Source organism: Vibrio wakamikoensis, from assembly GCF_050337275.1.
Lineage (GTDB): Bacteria > Pseudomonadota > Gammaproteobacteria > Enterobacterales > Vibrionaceae > Vibrio > Vibrio chaetopteri.
Window position 1 is genome coordinate 36,556 of sequence record NZ_JAKJST010000039.1, and the last position, 14,720, is coordinate 51,275.

Consider the following 14,720-nt stretch of genomic DNA (forward strand, 5'->3'; position numbering starts at 1 on the left):
TTATTTATCTCTGTCTTGTTTTTGGGCTGGTGGTACGGGGTCAAAACCCCCTTCATTCAAAGGATGGCATTTTAATAGACGTTTGCCTGATAACCAACACCCTTTTACAAAACCGTGAGCTTTAAGGGCTTCTATTGCATAAAGAGAGCAAGTTGGGTTGAACCGACAGCGTGGCCCAATAAGAGGACTGATGACCCATCTATAAAAATAGACGAGACCGATTGCTAACCACGCGAGGGGCGAGACAGGCGATGCCATAACTTATCTAGAAGTTGGAATATTTCTTCATTGCTCAGAGTTTGCGCACTCTTTTTCGCAATTACAACAAAATCTTTGCTAGGAAGTTCGTGTTGTTTGTTACGAAAACTTTCACGTACCAGGCGCTTGAAGTGGTTTCTGCCGACAGCTGTTTTAATCTGTTTTTTAGGAACCGCTAGACCAAGACGAGGGTGTGATAGCGAGTTTTTGCGGGCAATGATGGTGAAATGAGGGGAGCCAGCTCGATGAGCTTGCTTAAATACATTTTGGTAATGCTCGGGAGTTAACAAGCGTAACTCCCGAATAAAGGCATGCTTTTTCAAAATAGAAGATTATTTTGAAAGGCGAGCACGGCCTTTAGCACGACGTGCGTTAATTACTTTACGACCGTTCTTAGTCGCCATGCGAGCACGGAAACCGTGAGTACGCTTGCGCTTTAGAACTGAAGGTTGAAAAGTGCGTTTAGACATGGTTATTACCTTTACTGATCAGTAGTTTTAGGTTCTCGTTGAACCCGGCGTGGGACTTATTTCCCGTCTTCTTCTCTATATAGAGATAGAGAGGAAATCCGACGCCTCTCAACAAAGAGGCGGAATTGTAATCACTGACTCGTCAAGAGTCAATAATCAGTTCAACTTCAATTCCAGCCGGCGAATTATACTTTTTGTGAGCTAGAGCGCAAGGATCATTATTAGATCCCAACTTGATTTATGAATTTCTTAAGTTGGATATCCTGTGGATCATTGAATATTTGCTCCGGCGTTCCTTGTTCTACGATATGGCCATTAGCCATGAAGATCACTCTATCTGCGACCTCTTTAGCAAACTGCATTTCGTGGGTCACAACCAACATAGTTTGATGCTGAGTTGCGAGCTTTTTCATAAGGTTAAGTACTTCACCAACCCACTCAGGATCGAGTGCTGAAGTTGGTTCATCGAATAGCAACAGCTCCGGCTGGAGCGCCATAGCGCGGCCAATACCGACACGCTGTTGTTGTCCACCGGATAGGGAAGCAGGGTATTGATCCCCTTTATCACCTAGACCGATGTCATCGAGAATTTGTTGTGCTTTTTCAAGCGCTTGGTCTTTTTTCCAGCCTTTTACGGTGATAAGACCTTCGGCAATGTTTTGACGCGCAGTCATGTGCGCGAACAGAGCGTAATTTTGAAATACAAAGCCGGTTTTACGGCGCAGTGCCAATACTTCGGCATTGGTGTGGTTCTGGCAATCGACCGTCACATCATCAATGGTGATTGTGCCTTTATCTGCTTGCTCAAGAAAGTTTACGCAGCGTAGCAGCGTCGATTTTCCGGTGCCGCTTGAGCCGATAATGACGATGATTTCACCTTGTTTGATATCAATATCGATACCTTTTAGGACTTCTGCATCGCCAAACTGCTTGTGGATATTTTCCAGTTTAATCATCGTTGATATGCCTTGTTCAATCTTTGTTCAGCCCACAGCTGTACGCGAGTAAGCACTAACACCACGCCCCAGTAGATCAGAGCCACTGCCAAGAAAGCCTCAAAGAAGCGGAAGCTGGATGACGCCTCCATTTGCGCCTTGGCCATGATTTCAGCCACGCCGAGCGTAAAGGCCAGCGATGTCGATTTGATCATGTCGATGAAATAGTTCATCAGCGATGGCAAAGCGACACGGGTTGCCTGAGGCAAAATAATGCGGCGCATGGCTTGGCTGGTCGTCATACCCACTGACAAGCTCGCTTCCATCTGGCTGCGATCAATGCCGATGATGGCGGCACGAATGCTCTCTGCCATATATGCGGCGAAGTGAAGTGTTAAACCGATGACTGCCGCACTAAACGCATTCAGTCCGACCATCCATGGGAAAATTTGTGGCAGACCGTAGTAAAGCAAGAACAACTGCACCAAAAGTGGCGTGCCGCGGAAAAAACTGATGTAGAGCTGACTAAGCTGATCAAGGACAGGGATCTTGAAAACACGAATATTCGCTAAGATGACCGACAAGATCAGAGAGAAAAACAGTCCCCATACTGCCATTTCCATCGTAGTGCCAAGATACTTGAGCAGTATCGGCATCAGCTCCAGCATATATTGAAAATCAAATCCCATAACGTTACCAAACTTCTAGAAAAACAAACGCCCACTAACAAGCGTAGTGGGCGTAATAATAGTGATCACTTACTTTTTAGTGATGTCTGCGCCAAACCACTTCTCAGAGATAGCCGCTAGCGTACCATCTGCACGCATGTCTGCCAGTGCCGCATTCACTTCTTGTTGCAGCTTTTGACCTTTTTCGTTGTTCACGAATGGCCATGCGTTCTCAATCGTTTCGAACGGTTCGCCTGCTAGCTGTAGTGGCAGACCTGTCTTCTTGATAAGTTCAAGTGCAGATAGGCGATCCATTACGAATGCATCGGCGCGGCCAAGGGCAACATCGTGTTCAATACCTGTGTCGTAGGTTTTTACGTTGATTTTGTTGTCTTTATCGTAGCTACGTAGTAGATGCTCAAAGTTAGAACCAAGGTTTACCGCCACAGTTTTGCCTGCGAGGTCTTCAATACCTTGAATGCTGTCATTACCTTTGCGAACAGTAATCTGTGCACCATCAATCACGTATGGGTTTGCAAATAGGTATTTCGCTTTACGTGCATCGGTCATAGTGATTTGGTTAGAGATAGTGTCGATACGACCGGTCTCAAGCAAACCAAACAAACCAGAAAAGTTCGCAGTCACGTACTCGACTTTGTAGTCGTTGCGGCGACCAATTTCGTCCCAAAGGTCAACTTCAAACCCTTGTAACTTGTCTTGCTTAACAAAGGTAAATGGGAAGTAGCGACCAGACATGCCGACTTTCACTTCTTGTGCTGTCGCAGCATAAGCTGCTTGAGATACGGTTGCAGAAAGCGCCAAGGCGGTTAATAGACCTTTAATCCAGTTTTTCATTTTACTACTCCTTCTATTTATGGAGAGGGATGTTACTGGTAAAGCTGTCGATAAGTTAAATAACGAGTTGTTATTAACCATAACAAATCCGTGGTTGAACGCTGACTTTTTGCTCATCTCTGTTCAGAGTTTGATCAAATTCGATGACAGCTTGAACACGGATCTATACACAAGTTAGATCATGATTCGAATTTTGTGGGTAGATCTGTGTTTTGTGCATGCGTTTGTGAGTAAAATTAGGGCAATTTGTGGGGATCAAGCCAAATCGACCGAAAAAATTGTGAATAACTTAGATCTTATTCACTGGATCGCCGATCATTTGCTGGCGATCTTGGTTATCAACAGGTAAAATTACCAATCTTTTCCAATTCCAATAAATAGAGTGAGAGCACTGTGTCATCTTCGCTTTGGTTGCAATGTGCGCAACGTCTACAAGAAGAGCTACCCGCTACCGAATTCAGCATGTGGGTTAGACCCCTACAAGCTGAGCTTAATGACAACACCCTAACTCTATTTGCGCCTAACCGCTTTGTACTCGACTGGGTGCGCGATAGATACCTCAACAGCATTAACCGTCTACTAAAAGAGTACTGCGGTAATGATGTGCCGAATCTTCGTTTCGAAGTCGGCAGTAAGCCGGTTTCTGCGCCGCCAGCACCCAAGCCAGTTAAGACTGCTGCTGACGTTGCGGCTGAGTCTTCTGCACCTGCGCAGCTACAAGCGCGCCAACCTGTGCATAAAACCTGGGACAATGAAGCGGAGGTCACTGATATCAATCACCGCTCAAACGTTAACATCAAGCACAAGTTTAATAACTTCGTTGAAGGTAAGTCGAACCAGCTTGGTCTAGCGGCGGCACGTCAGGTGGCAGATAACCCAGGAGCGGCCTATAACCCGCTGTTCTTGTATGGCGGTACCGGTTTAGGTAAAACGCACCTATTGCACGCTGTGGGCAACGCCATTGTTGATAACAAGCCAAACGCGAAAGTGGTGTACATGCACTCGGAGCGTTTCGTTCAGGACATGGTTAAGGCGCTACAAAACAACGCGATTGAAGAATTTAAGCGCTACTACCGCAGTGTTGATGCGCTTCTTATCGATGATATTCAATTCTTCGCCAATAAAGAGCGATCACAAGAAGAGTTTTTCCATACCTTCAATGCACTGCTTGAAGGTAATCAACAGATCATCCTGACATCGGATCGTTATCCGAAAGAGATCAACGGCGTAGAAGATCGCCTTAAGTCTCGCTTCGGTTGGGGTTTGACTGTGGCTATCGAACCACCTGAGTTAGAAACTCGCGTGGCGATCTTGATGAAAAAAGCCGAAGACCACCAAATTCACCTAGCCGATGAAGTTGCATTCTTCATTGCTAAGCGTCTGCGTTCAAACGTTCGTGAGCTGGAAGGCGCTCTAAACCGCGTGATAGCTAACGCCAACTTTACCGGTCGTCCAATAACCATCGATTTTGTTCGTGAAGCGCTGCGTGACTTGCTAGCACTGCAAGAGAAGTTGGTGACGATTGATAACATTCAAAAGACGGTTGCCGAATACTACAAGATTAAAGTCGCGGATCTGCTTTCCAAGCGTCGTTCTCGCTCTGTTGCTCGCCCACGCCAGTTGGCGATGGCGCTAGCCAAAGAGTTGACCAACCACAGCCTGCCAGAGATTGGTGATGCGTTTGGTGGTCGTGACCACACTACCGTGTTGCATGCGTGTCGTAAAATCGCTCAGCTGCGTGAGGAGAGTCATGACATTAAGGAAGACTATTCCAACTTAATTCGCACGCTTTCTTCATAATAGTGGCATAATCACTATAATTAGCATTCAAGTTATTGTATTTCGCAAATAAGTGGCATGGATTGCCATCTTTACGAAGAGTTATCTATGAAATTTACTATCGAACGTCATCACCTACTAAAGCCGTTACAACAAGTTTCTGGTGCACTAGGCGGCCGTCCTACATTACCTATTTTGGGCAACTTGCTTCTTAAAGTAGAAGAAGGGGTGCTTTCTCTTACCGCGACTGACCTTGAGGTAGAGCTGGTAAGTAAGGTGACGTTAGAGAGTGAGTTTGAAGCGGGCAGTGTGACTGTACCTTCACGTAAGTTCCTCGATATCTGTCGTGGTCTGCCTGATGATTCTACGATCACTATCGTATTAGAAGGCGATCGCGTACAAGTACGCTCTGGTCGTAGCCGATTCTCACTATCCACATTGCCAGCAAGCGATTTTCCGAACATTGAAGATTGGCAGCAAGAAGTGGCGGTGACAGTCACTCAAGCCGAGCTTAAGTCGCTGATCGACAAGACTCAGTTCTCAATGGCTAACCAAGATGTGCGTTATTACCTAAACGGTATGTTGTTTGAGTTAGACCAAACAACATTGCGCTCAGTGGCGACCGATGGTCACCGTATGGCGGTGGCAACGGTGGCGCTAGAAGGCAGCTTTGACAACAAACAGATCATTGTGCCGCGAAAAGGTGTACAGGAGCTTTCTAAGCTTCTAGATGCACCAGAGCAGCCAGTAACACTGCAAATTGGCAGTTCTAACATCCGTGCCGAAGTGAACAACTATGTCTTTACTTCTAAGCTTGTTGATGGTCGTTTCCCAGATTATCGCCGCGTAATGCCTCAAAATACCGATAAGACTCTCGAGACAAACTGTGATGAGTTACGCCAAGCGTTCTCCCGTGCCGCGATTCTATCGAATGAGAAATTCCGTGGCGTTCGTGTGAACCTGGCGGACAACGAGATGCGCATTACGGCTAATAACCCAGAGCAAGAAGAAGCAGAAGAGATGCTCGATGTGAACTTCCAAGGTGAAGCGCTCGAGATTGGTTTCAACGTTTCTTACGTTCTCGATGTACTTAACACGCTTCGCTGCGACCAAGTACGTATATCGATGTCCAATGCCAACGCCAGTGCGTTGATTGAAAACAGCGAAGATGACAGTGCCATGTACGTGGTGATGCCAATTCGTCTCTAAGACGAGCATGACGTTATGCCGCTTACGCGTTTAATCGTACAGCAATTTCGAAATATTAAAGCCTGTGATATTGAACTATCTACAGGCTTTAACTTTATTATCGGCCCCAACGGCAGTGGCAAAACCAGCTTGTTGGAGGCGATCTATTTGCTTGGTCATGGGCGCTCATTTAAGAGTTCTCTCACCGGTCGAGTGATACAAAATGACTGCCAAGAGCTGTTTGTACATGGCCGTTTTTTGAACTCGGATCAATTTGAGATACCCATTGGCATTAATAAGCAGCGTGATGGCTCAACAGAGGTTAAAATAGGCGGTCAATCTGGGCAAAAGTTAGCTCAGCTTGCCAAGGTTCTGCCGCTGCAACTTATCCATCCAGAGGGCTTTGAATTGCTCACTGATGGCCCTAAGTTTCGTCGGGCATTTATCGACTGGGGTGTGTTTCACTCTGAGCCAGGTTTTTTTGAGGCTTGGGGGCGTTTTAAGCGTCTCAGTAAGCAGCGCAATGCGCTACTTAAGACTGCCACCAGCTACCGAGAGTTAAGTTACTGGGATAGAGATTTAGCCCAGCTTGCTGAGCAAATCGATGGTTGGCGCCGCAGCTATGTCGAGCAAATGAAAATCTTGGCTGAAGAAATGTGTCAGTCTTTTCTGCCGGAGTTTGAAATCAAACTCGGTTATTACCGTGGCTGGGAAAAAGACACGCCGTATGGCGAGCTCTTAGAACGTAGCTTTGAGCGTGACCAAAGTTTGGGGTACACCTTTAGTGGCCCAAATAAAGCCGATTTAAGAATTAAAGTGAACAACACCCCTGTAGAGGATGTGTTGTCTCGTGGTCAACTGAAACTGATGATGTGTGCGTTGCGCCTTGCGCAAGGGCAGCACCTCGCAGAGTTGACCGGAAAGCAATGTATCTATCTGATAGATGACTTTGCTTCAGAATTAGATAGCCTGCGTCGTAAACGCTTAGCGGATTACTTAAAACAGACTCAGGCTCAAGTTTTTGTAAGCTCTATTACCGAAAGCCAAGTTGCCGACATGATTGACGAAAATGGCAAGATGTTTCATGTGGAACATGGCACAATAGAGCAAGGTAAATAGTGAGAGAAACTCATGTCAGAAAATTACGATTCATCGAGTATTAAGGTACTAAAGGGTCTGGATGCAGTACGTAAGCGTCCGGGAATGTACATCGGCGACACGGACGATGGAACCGGTCTACACCACATGGTTTTTGAGGTGGTTGATAACTCAATTGATGAAGCGTTGGCAGGTCACTGTAGCGACATTATCGTGACTATCCATGAGGACAACTCTGTTTCTGTTAGCGATGATGGCCGTGGTATTCCAACGGAAATGCACCCAGAAGAGCAAGTGTCTGCGGCAGAAGTTATCATGACGGTACTTCACGCGGGTGGTAAGTTCGATGACAACTCGTACAAGGTATCGGGTGGTCTGCACGGCGTAGGTGTTTCTGTAGTAAACGCACTGTCTAAGCAAGTCACACTGACTATCCATCGTGGCGGTCACACTCATACTCAAACTTATCACCACGGTGAGCCACAAGCGCCACTGGCTGTGATTGGTGATACCGACAAAACAGGTACAGAAATCCGTTTCTGGCCAAGTGAAGAAACTTTTTCAAACGTAGAGTTCCACTACGACATTCTTGCTAAGCGTCTACGTGAACTGTCGTTCCTAAACTCAGGTGTATCAATCAAGCTTGTCGATAAGCGTGAAGAAGACAAAATGGATCACTTCATGTTTGAAGGTGGTATCCAAGCGTTTGTTGAGCATCTAAATACCAATAAGACACCAATCATCCAAAAAATCTTCCATTTTGATTTTGAGCGTGAAGATGGCATCACCGTAGAAGTGGCGATGCAGTGGAATGATGGCTACCAAGAAAACATTTACTGTTTTACCAACAACATCCCTCAACGTGATGGTGGTACTCACTTAGCGGGTTTCCGTGCCGCATTAACGCGTACGCTGAACTCGTTCATGGATAAAGAGGGCTTCTCTAAGAAAGCCAAGACAGCGACATCAGGTGATGATGCTCGTGAAGGTCTAACAGCTATCGTATCGGTGAAAGTGCCAGATCCGAAGTTCTCAAGCCAAACCAAAGACAAGCTGGTTTCTTCTGAAGTGAAATCTGCCGTTGAGTCTGCGATGGGTGAGAAGCTGTCTGAGTTCCTAGTAGAGAACCCAGGTGAAGCGAAGATTGTTTGTACTAAGATCATTGATGCTGCTCGCGCACGTGATGCAGCGCGTAAAGCGCGTGAAATGACACGTCGTAAAGGCGCTCTAGACCTAGCGGGTCTGCCAGGCAAACTGGCTGACTGCCAAGAGAAAGATCCAGCGCTTTCTGAACTGTACATAGTGGAGGGTGACTCTGCGGGCGGTAGTGCTAAGCAGGGTCGTAACCGTAAGAACCAAGCGATTCTTCCACTGAAAGGTAAGATCCTAAACGTAGAGAAAGCGCGTTTCGATAAGATGCTTTCTTCACAAGAAGTGGCAACGCTTATCACAGCACTTGGCTGTGGTATCGGTCGCGATGAGTACAACCCAGATAAACTGCGTTACCACAACATCATCATCATGACCGATGCGGACGTCGATGGTTCTCACATCCGAACGCTACTTTTGACCTTCTTCTACCGTCAAATGCCTGAGCTTATCGAGCGTGGTTACGTGTACATCGCTCAGCCACCGCTTTACAAAGTGAAGAAAGGTAAGCAAGAGCAGTACATCAAAGATGAAGATGCGATGAACCAGTACCAAGTTTCTTTGGCTCTGGATAACGCTGCTCTGCACGTGAACCCTGAAGCACCAGCACTAGCAGGTGAATCACTAGAGAAACTGGTACAGCAGTTCAACGGCGCAGTGAAGATTGCCGATCGCATGGCTCGTCGCTACCCACACGCACTAGTGAGTGAGTTCATTTACACGCCACGCCTAACGGCTGAGCAGTGTCACGATGCTGTTGCGGTTGAAGCATGGTCTAAGCAGCTTGTTGAGCAGCTAAATGCCAAAGAAGTGGGCGCAAGCCAATACAGCTTCGAGGTTGAACAGCACGCTGAGCTAGGTTTGAACCTACCGAAAATTATCGTGCGTACCCACGGTGTGACTCATGAGCATGTGCTGAGTATCGACCTGCTGAACTCGAAAGAGTACGGCAAGCTAGCGTCTCTATCGGAAGCTCTAGAAGGTCTGATTGAAGAAGGTGCTTACGTGAAACGTGGTGAGCGTACTCAACCAGTGAGCCACTTTGAAGATGCCCTAAATTGGCTAATCAAAGAGTCGCGTCGTGGTCTGAGCCTACAGCGCTACAAAGGTCTAGGTGAGATGAACCCAGATCAGCTTTGGGAAACCACAATGGATCCTGAAACACGTCGCATGATGCAAGTAACGATTGAAGATGCGGTTGGTGCAGATCAGCTGTTCACGACACTAATGGGTGACCAAGTAGAGCCTCGTCGTAACTTCATTGAAGAAAACGCACTTAAAGTAGCCAACCTAGACGTTTAGATTGATTTCTCTTCGCTGGCTGAACTGATTTCTGCGTCGAAGGTGCTCATTTATGATTATAAACCTTTATTGGTATAAGAATGGCGCCTTCTCCTTGAACTCAGTTCACCCAGCTTCGATAAACCAATTTAAAAAAAGACTGTCACTAATGACGGTCTTTTTTTGTTTTTAACTCTATGAAAAATAACCGTTATAAAAAATAGTTTAAGAAAATACCTTGAAAGCGATTTTCGCCATCCCTATATCTAGTTATGAAGGGGAGCTGTCTTGCTCAAGAGAGAAGAAACAGACCTTTTAAACGCCGACAAAGTATCGCTCAGTGGAGGATCACTTTAACGGCACACTTAAAAAACTGATTTATTGCTACGTCCCCGAACACCAAGGCTGTCAGCGGAGTGGTGGATAAATCCCTTAGTCGTCACGGCACCGGTTTATAGACTGGGTGCTTTTGAAAACTCACGGCTAAGACTATTGCTTACTATGAGGATAGCATTATGAGAACTGTAGATTTCACTCCTTTATACCGCAACGCAATTGGCTTCGATCGTCTATTCAACATGATGGAAGCGAACTCAGCGAAAAACTCTTCTGGCGGTTACCCTCCATACAACATCGAGCAACAAGATGAGAACCATTTCCGTATTACTATGGCGGTGGCTGGCTTTGCTGAAGACCAACTCGATCTGACTCAAAAAGAGAACATGTTGATTGTTAAGGGTGAGCGTAAAGCCGAAGAAGAGAAGAAGTACGTGTACCAAGGTATTGCAGAGCGTGATTTCGAGCGTAAATTCCAACTAGCTGACTACGTAAAAGTGGTAGGCGCAAGCATGGAAAACGGTTTACTACATATTGACCTAGAGCGTGAAATCCCAGAAGCGATGCAACCACGTAAGATTGCTATTGGTGGTAATAACCTAATCGAAGGTTAATTGCCCATAGGCTTTAACTAGCCATACCTATCGGGAATTAAGAGTGAAAGAGCACCATTGAGGTGCTCTTTTTATATCGAAAGGAAATGAAAAATCAGCCCTGCTGATAGGCTTTTTCAACTTCTTCAGCGATGATCGCAATACCTTGCTGCATTTTGTCGTCATCTTGTACATAGTTCATGCGCAGACATTGATGGGCATGATCCCATTCATCTTCCTGACCGATAAAGAAATATTCCCCAGGCACAATCAACACGCCACGATCCTTCAAGCGTTGGTAGAGCTCCATAGTGGTAATTGGTAGCTCATCAAACCATAGCCACAAGAAAATAGCGCCTTCTGGCTTATGGATTCGAAAACGTGGTTCGGTAATCGCCGATTGTAATAACTCAACCGCGCGTTGGGATTTTTGCTGGTAGAACGGCTTAATGACGTTTGAACTTAGATCCAAAATGTCGCCTTTCTCAATCATATGATGAGCAAGCGCAGGACCAAAGCTGCCTGGTGCTAGGCTGATTATGCCATTCATATTGGTCATCGCTTGCGTGACTTCTTCACTGGCAATCACGATACCGCAGCGCAATCCTGGTAGACCTAACTTAGATAAGCTCATGCAGAGAATGGTGTTTTCATTCCAAAACGGCTCCACATCTTCAAAGATGATGTTTGGGAAGGGCAAGCCGTAGGCGTTATCGATGATAAGTGGGATATTATTTTCACGAGCCAGTTTATCCAGCTTATGGATTTCTTCATCGGTTAGTACGTTACCCGTTGGGTTAGTTGGGCGTGAAGCACAAATTGCCGCAACCGAATCATCGATTTCTAGGTGTTCGAAATCCACATGGTATTTGAATAGACCGTTATCAAGCAGTTCTATTTCTGGGTGATAGGAAACAAAAATATCTTCGTCTATGCCTGCATCGCCATAACCAATGTACTCTGGCGCAATTGGCAACAAGATTTTCTTATGGCTGCCATCGCTTTGCTTACCTGCTAGTAGGTTAAACAGATAGAAAAACCCACTTTGGCTGCCATTGGTTAAGCTGATGTTTTTTTCAGTAATGTTCCAGCCATAGGTATCGCGCAGCAGCTTGGCGAGCGATTTAACAAATGCATCTTTTCCTTGCGGGCCATCGTAGTTGGCCATGGCGGCCACCAGTTCACCACTGGCGAGGAGGTCATTGCTGGCTTGGTGAAAATACTCGAGCATGGCAGGAATGGCGGCTGGGTTACCACCTCCGAGCATGATGGCACCTGGAGTGCGAAGGCCATCATTAAGATCATCCATTAATTGGGTAATACCTGAGTAACGATTAAATTTTTCACCAAACTTAGAAAATTGCATTGTTGTACCTAGTTCATTGTGTTCACTTGTAGTGTTTATAAGGGGTTTTATCCTGCTGGTGGCAAGATGAACCTTTGAACATACAGCAATGATTACGGCAGGCAAAGCACTATTTGAGTGCAAAGAAAATGAGCAATAAAAAAGGAGCGCCGTAGCGCTCCCTTTGATGTGATTTACTCGGTTTTAATCTGTTGATTACTCGCCAGTGTAGACGATGAGTATCTTGTCATCTTGGTAACGGCGTTCAAACGCATAGTAGCCTTCACGCTGGTGGGTAATGTGTTGCCCTTTAGCGACAGCTGGATGACGTAAGCGGAAATCCCCCAACGCTTGCCAGTGCTTGAGCAACGCTTCGCGCTGACCTGTTATCCTATCCCACGGCATATCAGAGCGGGTACCTTGGTGTGAGTCTGAGCCGCTGACACCTAAGTCTCGCGCTATCTCATCACCATAGTAGATCTGCACCGCACCAGGGCTCAACATAAGAGCGTTCGCGGCGCGCATCTGATCATCAATGCTTCGGCTTCGAGAAGCCCAGAACAGTGAGGTGTCATGCGAAGAGAGGTAGCTCAGCACATTAAACTCGCTATCGCTGTTAATGCGCTCAGCATAGCGTTGAAAGTCACTGTCTAGGTTAGCGAAACACTTCAGTGCCTTAGGGGCGACGTCACCTTGGAACTCGAAGTTGATAATGGAATCAAAACCGTTATCGAAATATGGGCTCTTCACCACGCTGTGCGCCCATACCTCACCCGTCATCCAGAATGGTTTATCATCCAGTGCTTTGTCTGGATTGTTTTGCTTCCACTCTGCCAGCGCCTCGTTACTGGCTTGTTTGAGCTTAGCCCAACTTTCCATTTCCACGTGTTTAGCGGTATCGACACGGAAGCCGTCGATGCCATACTCGCGAACCCAATCCGTGAGCCAGGTGATCAGGTGGTCACTTGGCGTGGCTTGAACATCTTTGGCATTGGTCTCTTTACTGCGATAGAAGTTCGGTAGACCTGTTTTCTGTGTCGATTCAGTTTTTAGATCCGGTAAGAAGTTAAGTGACATGGTTCTGTCGTTGTATCCAGGCGCGTCGTAGTCGCCAATATCGGTGCGGATCCAATCCTTACCCCACCATTTCTCCCACGCTTCATCATCACTGTATTTGATATAATCATTAAAGCTGTGCCAGCTTTGACCTGATTTAGGTTGCCAATCGGTCCAGTTTTCACCGAGCTCTTTTTTTGCCTCTTCATCGGAGAGGTAGAGCTTTCCGAAGCCAAATTCTTGCATGTCCGCTAGGGTAGCGTAACCGGTATGGTTCATTACCACGTCCCATACGATGCGGATACCTTTCTCGTGGGCAGTATCGACAAACTGACGCAATTCTTCCTCGGTGCCCATATTGGCATCGAGCTTGGTCCAATCCTGGTGGTAATAACCGTGATAACCATAGTGCTTGAAGTCGCCCTTATCACCACCACCAACCCAGCCGTGGATTTGCTCCAGTGGCGAGGTGATCCAGATGGCATTCACTCCAAGCGATTCAATGTAGTCGAGCTTTTTAGTCAGACCAGCAAGATCGCCACCGTGAAAGGTGCCGATTTCGTGTTTGCCGTCTTTGCTTCGGCCATAGCTGTTATCGTTATCTAGGTTGCCGTTGTAGAAGCGGTCGGTCATTACGAAGTAAACCGTCGCGTTGTCCCAGTCGAACTCAGCCTTCGGAGCTTGCTCTGCCGGCTCTAGCAGCAATAGGCCTTGGCTGTTTGCTCCGGGCTGTAGTGCAATCTTGCCGCTGCTGACCGTAGCTTGTTGCCCGCTCAACGCGTCTCTAAGTACCGTGCCATCGGCAAAGGTGGCGCTGACATCGATGACTTTTGGGCTGTCAGTGGCGACAGGGCAGGTGGAGGTAAAGTCGTTACTCTGTTTTGGTTTCACCTTCACGGTGAGCTCATTGTTGGCCGGATTGAGTGTGAACTGGTAAGTGTTTGCCTTGAATACTCGCATTGGAATCGCCGATTCCCCGGCACAGTCATCGAGCTTTAATGGACGGTTAAACTTAATGCGCGCATCTTCAGCCAGTGAGAAGTTGCTGCCACAGGTTTGAGCATTATCACCAATAGAAAAGGTGTAGCTGCCTTTGTCGAGTTTCTTTTCTGCAATCAGTAAACCTTGTTCATTGGCAGCAAAAGCGACTTGTTGGTCCTCTAGGCCAAGTAGTAACGCATTGTCGGGCAGTTGGCTACAGGCACCGAGCATCGCCACAGATAGAGAGATTAGGGTCTTTTTCATGGGTTCTCTTCCTTGAAGTTATCCCACGTTTATATCAAATATCGACCTCTACATTCTGAGTGCTATAACCGCTAGTTTGCAGGCAAGCTCCCTACAATTTTCTTGCTAGTTCACAGAATTAACAATAACTTGATGCTGCTTGAAGGGTACAAAAAAGGGAAGCCTTAGCTTAATGCCGATCGTTTAGCTACTTGAACGATCCTATAGAAGCTACATAATCGGTCGTAACGCAAGTTACGGCCGATTTTTTATGTCTGAGTTTTCAAAAGAGTTACAAGTTACCGCAGAGTTTTGCCACGAACGTCCAATCGATGTCTTTAACAAACATATTCCTTTAGAGTGGGTTGAAGAAGCAGTTCAACAAACTGGACGAGTATCGCTCAGAAAGCGCCGCTTACCAGCGGAACAAGCCGTGTGGTTAGTATTAGGTATAGGGCTTCAGCGTAATCGTTCCATTCAAGATG

The 14,720-nt window shown here is 46.6% G+C and carries 14 protein-coding genes; 6 read left to right on the forward strand and 8 right to left on the reverse strand.

The annotated features are described in order from the left end of the window. The 6 genes from yidD to L4C42_RS21045 form a co-directional block, all read right to left on the reverse strand. Window positions 1–258, reverse strand: coding sequence for a membrane protein insertion efficiency factor YidD (gene yidD / locus L4C42_RS21020; RefSeq protein WP_081941688.1), 258 nt, complete (start codon window positions 256–258; stop codon window positions 1–3). Further along, window positions 225–581: a ribonuclease P protein component gene (gene rnpA / locus L4C42_RS21025; protein WP_353497474.1), complete on the reverse strand. Its 357-nt coding sequence runs from the start codon at window positions 579–581 to the stop codon at window positions 225–227. Before rnpA ends, yidD begins: the two co-directional genes overlap by 34 nt. A gap of 9 nt (window positions 582–590) precedes the next feature. Then, window positions 591–728, reverse strand: coding sequence for a 50S ribosomal protein L34 (gene rpmH / locus L4C42_RS21030; protein ID WP_004400210.1), 138 nt, complete (start codon window positions 726–728; stop codon window positions 591–593). A 221-nt stretch (window positions 729–949) separates the two neighbouring features. Continuing rightward, the gene (locus L4C42_RS21035) at window positions 950–1,684 is read right to left on the reverse strand and encodes an amino acid ABC transporter ATP-binding protein (protein WP_429761702.1); all 735 of its coding nucleotides are present in this window, start codon (window positions 1,682–1,684) and stop codon (window positions 950–952) included. Then, complete coding sequence (locus L4C42_RS21040; protein WP_353497472.1) at window positions 1,681–2,352, reverse strand: amino acid ABC transporter permease; 672 nt, start codon at window positions 2,350–2,352, stop codon at window positions 1,681–1,683. Before L4C42_RS21040 ends, L4C42_RS21035 begins: the two co-directional genes overlap by 4 nt. A gap of 69 nt (window positions 2,353–2,421) precedes the next feature. Then, window positions 2,422–3,186: an amino acid ABC transporter substrate-binding protein gene (locus L4C42_RS21045; protein WP_418641829.1), complete on the reverse strand. Its 765-nt coding sequence runs from the start codon at window positions 3,184–3,186 to the stop codon at window positions 2,422–2,424. Window positions 3,187–3,579: 393 nt separating this feature from the next. On the opposite strand from L4C42_RS21045, the gene dnaA reads away from it, so the two are divergent. The 5 genes from dnaA (at window position 3,580) to L4C42_RS21070 (ending at window position 10,631) form a co-directional block, all read left to right on the forward strand. Continuing rightward, the gene (gene dnaA / locus L4C42_RS21050; protein WP_353497470.1) at window positions 3,580–4,986 is read left to right on the forward strand and encodes a chromosomal replication initiator protein DnaA; all 1,407 of its coding nucleotides are present in this window, start codon (window positions 3,580–3,582) and stop codon (window positions 4,984–4,986) included. Window positions 4,987–5,073: 87 nt separating this feature from the next. Next, on the forward strand, window positions 5,074–6,174 hold the full coding sequence (dnaN, locus tag L4C42_RS21055) for a DNA polymerase III subunit beta (protein WP_353497469.1): 1,101 nt from the start codon (window positions 5,074–5,076) through the stop codon (window positions 6,172–6,174). Between the two features lie 15 nt (window positions 6,175–6,189). Further along, window positions 6,190–7,272: a DNA replication/repair protein RecF gene (gene recF / locus L4C42_RS21060; protein WP_429761703.1), complete on the forward strand. Its 1,083-nt coding sequence runs from the start codon at window positions 6,190–6,192 to the stop codon at window positions 7,270–7,272. Window positions 7,273–7,284: 12 nt separating this feature from the next. After that, entirely contained in the window at window positions 7,285–9,702 is a 2,418-nt protein-coding gene (gyrB, locus tag L4C42_RS21065) for a DNA topoisomerase (ATP-hydrolyzing) subunit B (protein ID WP_429761704.1), read from the forward strand. Between the two features lie 494 nt (window positions 9,703–10,196). Continuing rightward, entirely contained in the window at window positions 10,197–10,631 is a 435-nt protein-coding gene (locus L4C42_RS21070; RefSeq protein ID WP_353497466.1) for an Hsp20 family protein, read from the forward strand. Between the two features lie 94 nt (window positions 10,632–10,725). Here the strand turns inward: L4C42_RS21070 and L4C42_RS21075 are convergent, their stop codons facing one another. Further along, window positions 10,726–11,976, reverse strand: a complete 1,251-nt coding sequence (locus L4C42_RS21075; RefSeq protein WP_418641831.1) for a valine--pyruvate transaminase — start codon at window positions 11,974–11,976, stop codon at window positions 10,726–10,728. Between the two features lie 195 nt (window positions 11,977–12,171). Further along, entirely contained in the window at window positions 12,172–14,256 is a 2,085-nt protein-coding gene (locus tag L4C42_RS21080; RefSeq protein ID WP_429761705.1) for an alpha-amylase, read from the reverse strand. A 250-nt stretch (window positions 14,257–14,506) separates the two neighbouring features. Between L4C42_RS21080 and L4C42_RS21085 the strand changes: the two genes are divergently transcribed. Beyond that, on the forward strand, window positions 14,507–14,720 hold a 214-nt coding region (locus L4C42_RS21085), incomplete at its 3' end, for a transposase domain-containing protein (RefSeq protein WP_429759919.1).